We start from the raw sequence: 6,710 nt of genomic DNA, 5'->3' as shown, positions 1-6,710 counted from the left end.
GTGCCCGGTCTCGTAGTAATCGCCGCCTTGCCAGTTCGGGTCGGCCTTGATGGCCGCGATCTGGGTGGTCTGGGTGCCGATCTGGTCGGCGGTGGCGCGTGCGCCGACCGCCAGCAGCAAACCGGACCGGACCCGGTCGGGATGCCCGACGACCCATTCCAAGGCCCGCGCGCCGCCCATCGATCCGCCTACCACGGCGGCGACCTCGGTGATACCCAGCGCGGCCAGCGCGGCGATGTCCGCCTCCACCTGGTCGCGCACCGTGATCAGCGGAAACCTTGAACCCCAAGGCTTTCCGTCGCGAGCAAGCGAGCTGGGCCCGGTCGAGCCGCGGCAGCCGCCCAATACGTTGGTGGCTATCGCGCACCAGCGGTCGGTGTCGATCGGCGCCCCCGGGCCGGCCACCCCGTCCCACCAGCCGGGCGTGGGATGTCCGGGCCCGGCCGGCCCGGTGATGTGCGAATCACCGGTGAGCGCGTGCAGTACCACCACCACGTTATCGCGTTCGGGCGACAACTCGCCCCAGCGCTGCACTGCGACACAGACGTCGGGGATGACCACGCCGCTTTCCAGCGCCAGCGAACCGATATCGACCACACCGGTCTCGCCCTCGGCGGGCAGCGTTTGGGTAGGTACGTCGTAGATCGTCATCGCGGCACCCTCAGACGGCTGCCACGGAGTGCGACTCGCCACTGAATTTCCGCGCGTCGGCGAAGCCGCGCTCCAGGTCGGCCAGGATATCGGCAATACCTTCGATGCCCACAGCCAAGCGCACCAGGCCGGGAGTGACGCCGGTTGCCAGTTGCTCGGCGGCGCTGAGCTGAGCGTGGGTGGTCGACGCCGGGTGGATCACCAGCGACCGCACGTCACCGATGTTGGCGACGTGACTGTGCAGTTGCAGGGCGTTCACGAACGCCTTGCCGGCCTCGGCGCCGCCGGCCAACTCGAACGCCAGGACGGCTCCGGTTCCCTTGGGCGCCAGCTGCTTTCCGCGTTCGTACCACGGCGAACTGGGCAGGCCCGCATAGTTGACCGACAGCACGCCGTCATGGGTCTCCAAGAACTCGGCGACGCGCTGCGCGTTGGCCACGTGCCGCTCGATGCGCAGACTCAGCGTCTCCAGGCCCTGGGCCACCAGGAACGCGTTGAACGGCGAGGCCGCGGACCCCAGGTCGCGCAGCAGTTGCACGCGCGCCTTGAGCGCGAACGCCGGCGGTCCCAGCTCGGCGAACACCACGCCGTGGTAGCTGGGGTCGGGTGTGGTGAAACCGGGGAAGCGACCCTGCGTCCAATCGAAGGTGCCGCCGTCGACGATCACCCCGGCGATCGCGGAGCCGTGGCCGCCCAGGTATTTGGTGGCCGAGTGCACCACAATGTCGGCGCCCTGGGTGAAGGGCTGGATCAGATACGGCGTGGCGATGGTGTTGTCGACGATCAGCGGTATCCCGTTGCGGTGGGCGACCTCGGCGACCCCGGGGGTGTCCAGCAGGTCGATCTGCGGGTTGGAGATGGTCTCTCCGAAGAACGCCTTGGTGTTCGGCTGTACCGCCGCCTGCCAGGAGTCCAGATTGTCGGGGTCGTCGACGAAGCTGACCTCGATGCCGAGCTTGGCCAGCGAATAGTGGAACAGGTTATAAGTGCCGCCGTAGAGGCGTGGGCTGGACACGATGTGGTCGCCCGCGCCGGCCAGGTTGAGGATCGAGAATGTCTCGGCGGCCTGCCCGGAGCTCAGGAACAGCGCGGCCACGCCGCCCTCCAATGCCGCGATGCGCTGCTCGACGACGTCGGTGGTGGGGTTGCCGATCCGGGTGTAGATGTTGCCCGGCACCTCGAGGCCGAACAGCGCCGCGGCGTGCGCGACGTTGTCGAAAGTGTAGGACGTGGTCTGGTAGATCGGCAGCGCCCGGGCGTTGGTGGTCGGGTCGGGTTGCTGGCCGGTGTGGATTTGCTTGGTTTCGAATGACCAATGCGCGGTCGGATCGGTCTCGGTGCTGCTATCGGAGCTCATGAGAGGTGCTTTCTGCTCGGAATGGGTGACTCGTGATCACGCGACAGGGCATACGGCAGGCAGGGACGATCGGAGTAGAGAGATGCACATAAACGTTCCCTGTCAGCTCAGGGGGCCCGTTATGGCGGACCCGCGCTTGCCGCGTAGCCGGGTTGGGCTACTCAACCTGGTCATCACCCGGGGCACCCCACCGCGGTTGGAGGGTTGCCGGCCAGCAAGCCGGGGCTTGACGCTGGCGCTCATGACCGTCCTGAAGCCTATCGCATGGCAGCGAGTCGATGCCAATTCTGCAGGCCCGGCTCGCGCCTACGGCCCGGTGAAGGGTTTTAGTAACGTGGCGTTCGGAGCAACTGCTCGCCAAGCTGACAACGGCTGGAAGGCCTGGGACGACGATGTCCAACGAACCCAAGATCAAAGTCAAAGGCACAGTGGTCGAACTCGACGGTGACGAGATGACTCGCATCATCTGGAAGCTGATCAAGGAAATGCTCATCCTGCCGTACCTCGACGTCAAACTGGACTACTACGACCTGGGCATCGAGCACCGCGATCGCACCGACGATCAGGTGACGATCGACGCGGCCTATGCGATCAAGAAGCACGGCGTCGGCGTCAAGTGCGCGACGATCACCCCCGACGAGGCCCGGGTTCAGGAATTCAACCTGAAGAGGATGTGGCTGTCGCCCAACGGCACGATCCGAAACATCTTGGGCGGCACGATTTTCCGTGAGCCGATCGTGATATCGAATGTGCCGCGGCTGGTTCCGGGCTGGACCAAGCCGATTGTCATCGGCCGGCACGCCTTTGGCGACCAGTACCGGGCCACCAACTTCAAGGTCGACCGGCCCGGCAGTGTCTCAATCACTTTCACCCCCGCCGACGGCAGCAAGCCGATCGTGCACGAGATGGTGTCCATTCCCGAGGACGGCGGCGTCGTGATGGGGATGTACAACTTCAAGGCATCCATCCGCGATTTCGCGCGTGCGACGTTCTCCTATGGCTTGCAAGCCAAATGGCCGGTGTATCTGTCGACCAAGAACACCATCCTCAAGGCCTACGACGGCATGTTCAAAGACGAGTTCCAGCGCATCTTCGACGACGAGTTCAAGGAGCAGTTCGAAGCCGAAGGGCTGACCTACGAGCACCGGCTGATCGACGACATGGTCGCCGCCTGCCTCAAGTGGGAAGGCGGGTATGTGTGGGCCTGCAAGAACTACGACGGCGACGTCCAGTCAGACACCGTCGCTCAGGGCTACGGCTCACTGGGGTTGATGACGTCGGTGCTGATGACAGCCGACGGGCGCACGGTCGAGGCTGAAGCCGCCCACGGCACCGTCACCCGGCACTTCCGGCAGTACCAGGCCGGCAAACCGACCTCGACGAACCCGATCGCCTCGATCTTCGCCTGGACGCGCGGGCTGCAACACCGCGGCAAGCTGGACAAGACGCCGGACGTCATCGACTTCGCCGAGACGCTGGAAGACGTGGTCATCGGCACGGTCGAGGGCGGCAAGATGACCAAGGACCTCGCGCTGCTGATCGGGCCGGAGCAGAAGTGGCAGAACAGCGAGGACTTCCTGGAATCGATCGCCGACAACCTGCAGAAGGCGCTGGCGAATTCCTAATGGCGCGGCGCACTCCTAGCTGGCCGGCGGGTTGATCACCTGGGGTGCCGGCTTGATGTGCTCTTCGAGGAAGTCGGTGATCACCTCGGTGATGCGTCCCGGAGCCTCGAACATCGGGACGTGCCCGACGCCGTTGAGCACGGTGAGCCTGTGGCCGGGCGGCAGGTGGTTGGTGAAGTGGCGGCTGAACCTGGGCGCCGGGATGACCCGGTCCTTTTCGCACATCACCAGCTGCGCCGGGACGGCGTTTTGGGTGAGTTCCCGCAGGCCGTGCAGCAGCGTCGCCTTGACCAATAGCTGCAGGTAGGCGGGGCAGTGCGCGACGTCATCGAGGATGACGCTCAGTTCGCGCTCGGTGACGCCGTCTGGCGAAGCGCTGATCGCATAGGTGGCCAACCGGCGGCTGAACGGCAGGTGCAACACGCGCGTGCCGAACAACCAGGCGAGCACCAGCATCGGGACACCGAGAATGAACTTGGCGATCACCTCGAACTTGACCGGGCTCCATCGGGTCCAACCACCGGCCGGGGCGATACCGGTGACGCTGCGGGCCCGGCCACGTCGTTCCAGCTCGAATGCCACCCAGCCGCCCAGCGAGTTGCCGACGATGTGGGCGGTCTCCCAGCCCAGTTCGTCCATCTGGCGCTCGACGTGATCGGCCAGCACCGCAGAGGACAGGAACCAGGTGCCGGCGGGCGGGCCACCGTTGTGGCCGGCCATTGTCGGTGCGAACACCTCATACCGGCCGGTGTCGGCCAGTTGCTGGGCCACGGTCTCCCATACCGCCTGGGACAGCAGGAATGGGTGCAGCAGGAGGACCGGTTCGGCGGTCCCGTCTTTCGGACCCAGGTGGATCGGCGCACGACCATGTGTCATATCGAAGGCGACGGCGAGTGAGCGGAGCTCACGAGTGAGGAGTCGAGAATGTGCATAGGGCCGACATTAAATGCGGTACCGCCGGTATCGCAAGCTGCCTCCCGGTCTGGGGACCCGGCCGGCCGGAGGCGTGAAAAGATCAAGGCACCATGAGCACCGCAACAGTAACCCGCCGGATCTTTTCCGGCATCCAGCCCACGTCTGATTCGCTTCACCTCGGCAACGCCCTGGGCGCCGTCATGCAGTGGGTGCCGCTGCAGGACGACTACGAGGCGTTCTTCTGCGTGGCCGACCTGCACGCCATCACCATCCCGCAGGATCCCGAGGCATTGCGGCGAAGCACCCTGATGACGACCGCCCAGTACCTGGCGCTGGGTATCGACCCAGGGCGCAGCACCGTTTTCGTTCAGAGCCACGTACCCGCGCACTGCGAGCTGGCCTGGGTGCTGGGCTGCTTCACCGGCTTCGGCCAGGCGTCGCGGATGACTCAGTTCAAGGACAAGTCGACGCGCCACGGCAGCGACTCCGCCACCGTCGGGTTGTTCACCTACCCGGTGTTGCAGGCCGCCGACGTGCTGGCCTACGACACCGATCTGGTCCCGGTAGGGGAGGACCAGCGGCAGCATCTCGAGTTCTCGCGCGACATCGCGCAGCGGTTCAACAGCCGTTTCCCAGACACTTTCGTCGTTCCCGACGTGCTCGTTTCGAAGCTCACGGCCAAGATCTACGACCTGCAGGATCCGACCTCGAAGATGAGCAAGTCGGCGAGCACCGACGCCGGGCTGATCAACCTGCTTGACGATCCGGCGTTGTCCGCCAAGAAGATTCGCTCGGCGGTGACCGACAGCGAGCGGGAGATCCGGTACGACCTGGACGCCAAGCCCGGCGTGTCGAACCTGCTGAGCATCCAGTCGGCGCTCACCGGGACCGATATCGACACCCTCGTCGACGGCTACGCGGGCCGCGGCTACGGCGATTTGAAGAAGGACACCGCTGAGGTCGTCGTGGAATTCGTGCGCCCCATCAAGTCGCGCGTCGACGAATTGACCGCCGATCCAGCCGAATTGGAGGCGGTGCTCGTGGCCGGAGCGCAGCGCGCCCACGAGGTGGCCAGCAAAACCGTTCAGCGGGTTTACGATCGGTTAGGTTTCCTTCCGCAACGGGAATAGGTTGACCATGAACGAGCGGGCCGAGCAGGCCGAGCCGGGATTCTTTGATCGGCTGCGGGCCCGGTACGGGTGGTTGGACCATCTGGTGCGCGCCTACGAGCGCTTCGACGAACGCAACGGCAGCTTTTTCGCCGCCGGCCTCACCTACTACACGATCTTCGCGCTCGTCCCGTTGTTGATGGTCACCTTCTCGGCGATCGGATTCTTGCTGATCCGGCAGCCCAAGTGGCGGAACATGATCTATGAACACATCATCTCCTCGGCGTCCGGCCACGTAAGTCAGCAGATCATCGATGTGATGAATCGGGCCATCGATTCGCGCACCTCGGTCGGCGTGATCGGCCTGGCCACCGCGGCCTGGGCGGGCATGGGCTGGATCTCGCATTTGCGGCTGGCGTTGACCGAAATGTGGTGGGAGCATCGCATCGAGTCACCCGGATTCGTGCGCAACAAGATTTCCGACTTCTTTGTGATGTCGGCAACTTTCCTGGTGATGCTGGCGACCATCGCGCTTTCCGCGCTGAGCCACGCCGAGCCGATGGCCGCGATGCTGAGATGGTGTGGAATACCTGACTTTCCGGTTTTCGACGCCATATTCCGGTTTGTCTCGTTCGTGGTGTCGATGGTGGTGTCCTGGCTGCTGTTCACCTGGATGATCGCCCGGTTGCCTCGCGAGAAGGTCAGCCTCGTCGGCTCGATGCGGGCCGGGTGGATGGCGGCGGTCGGGTTCGAATTGTTCAAGCAAGGGGGATCGATCTACCTCTCGAAGGTCACGGGCAGCCCGGCGGGCCGCGCATTCGGACCGGTGCTGGGTCTGATGGTGTTCGCCTATATCACCGGGTATCTCGTCCTGTTTTCCACGGCATGGGGGGCGACGTCATCGGTTGATCCGCGCGCCAAACCCGTCGACCCGCCCCCACCGGCGATCATCGCCCCACGGGTGCAGATCGACGAGGGTCTCAGTACCCGCCAGACAGCGGCCGCGATGGTCGCGGGAGCCATTGGCGCGCTGACGCTTTCGCGGCTGATGCA

6 protein-coding genes and 1 riboswitch are annotated in these 6,710 nt (G+C 65.0%); of the genes, 3 read left to right on the top strand and 3 right to left on the bottom strand.

Annotation, left to right across the window (positions count from 1 at the left end):
• Positions 1–651 (bottom strand): alpha/beta fold hydrolase (locus VML93_RS26105; protein WP_325615166.1); only part of this gene is annotated, 651 nt, incomplete at its 3' end.
• Between the two features lie 10 nt (positions 652–661).
• Positions 662–2,008 carry a bifunctional o-acetylhomoserine/o-acetylserine sulfhydrylase gene (locus tag VML93_RS26100; protein WP_325615165.1) on the bottom strand — a complete coding sequence of 449 codons (1,347 nt, stop codon included), beginning with the start codon at positions 2,006–2,008 and terminating at the stop codon, positions 662–664.
• Positions 2,009–2,135: 127 nt separating this feature from the next.
• Positions 2,136–2,255, bottom strand: a riboswitch (SAM riboswitch).
• A 145-nt stretch (positions 2,256–2,400) separates the two neighbouring features.
• On the opposite strand from VML93_RS26100, the gene VML93_RS26095 reads away from it, so the two are divergent.
• A complete protein-coding gene (locus VML93_RS26095; RefSeq protein WP_325615164.1) occupies positions 2,401–3,633 on the top strand; it encodes an NADP-dependent isocitrate dehydrogenase in 1,233 nt (410 codons plus the stop codon).
• 15 nt (positions 3,634–3,648) lie between these two features.
• Here the strand turns inward: VML93_RS26095 and VML93_RS26090 are convergent, their stop codons facing one another.
• Positions 3,649–4,509: an alpha/beta hydrolase gene (locus tag VML93_RS26090; RefSeq protein ID WP_325615163.1), complete on the bottom strand. Its 861-nt coding sequence runs from the start codon at positions 4,507–4,509 to the stop codon at positions 3,649–3,651.
• A 149-nt stretch (positions 4,510–4,658) separates the two neighbouring features.
• On the opposite strand from VML93_RS26090, the gene trpS reads away from it, so the two are divergent.
• Positions 4,659–5,678 (top strand): tryptophan--tRNA ligase, encoded by a 1,020-nt coding sequence (trpS, locus tag VML93_RS26085; protein ID WP_325615162.1) that lies wholly within the window; start codon positions 4,659–4,661, stop codon positions 5,676–5,678.
• A 7-nt stretch (positions 5,679–5,685) separates the two neighbouring features.
• A partial coding sequence (yhjD, locus tag VML93_RS26080) for an inner membrane protein YhjD (RefSeq protein ID WP_325615161.1) occupies positions 5,686–6,710 on the top strand: 1,025 nt, incomplete at its 3' end.

The sequence above is a fragment of the Mycobacterium sp. genome (assembly GCF_035499775.1).
In the GTDB taxonomy this organism is placed as follows: domain Bacteria; phylum Actinomycetota; class Actinomycetes; order Mycobacteriales; family Mycobacteriaceae; genus Mycobacterium.
The sequence above is the reverse complement of the archived record's forward strand: the minus strand, read 5'-3'. Positions and strand labels throughout refer to the sequence as shown.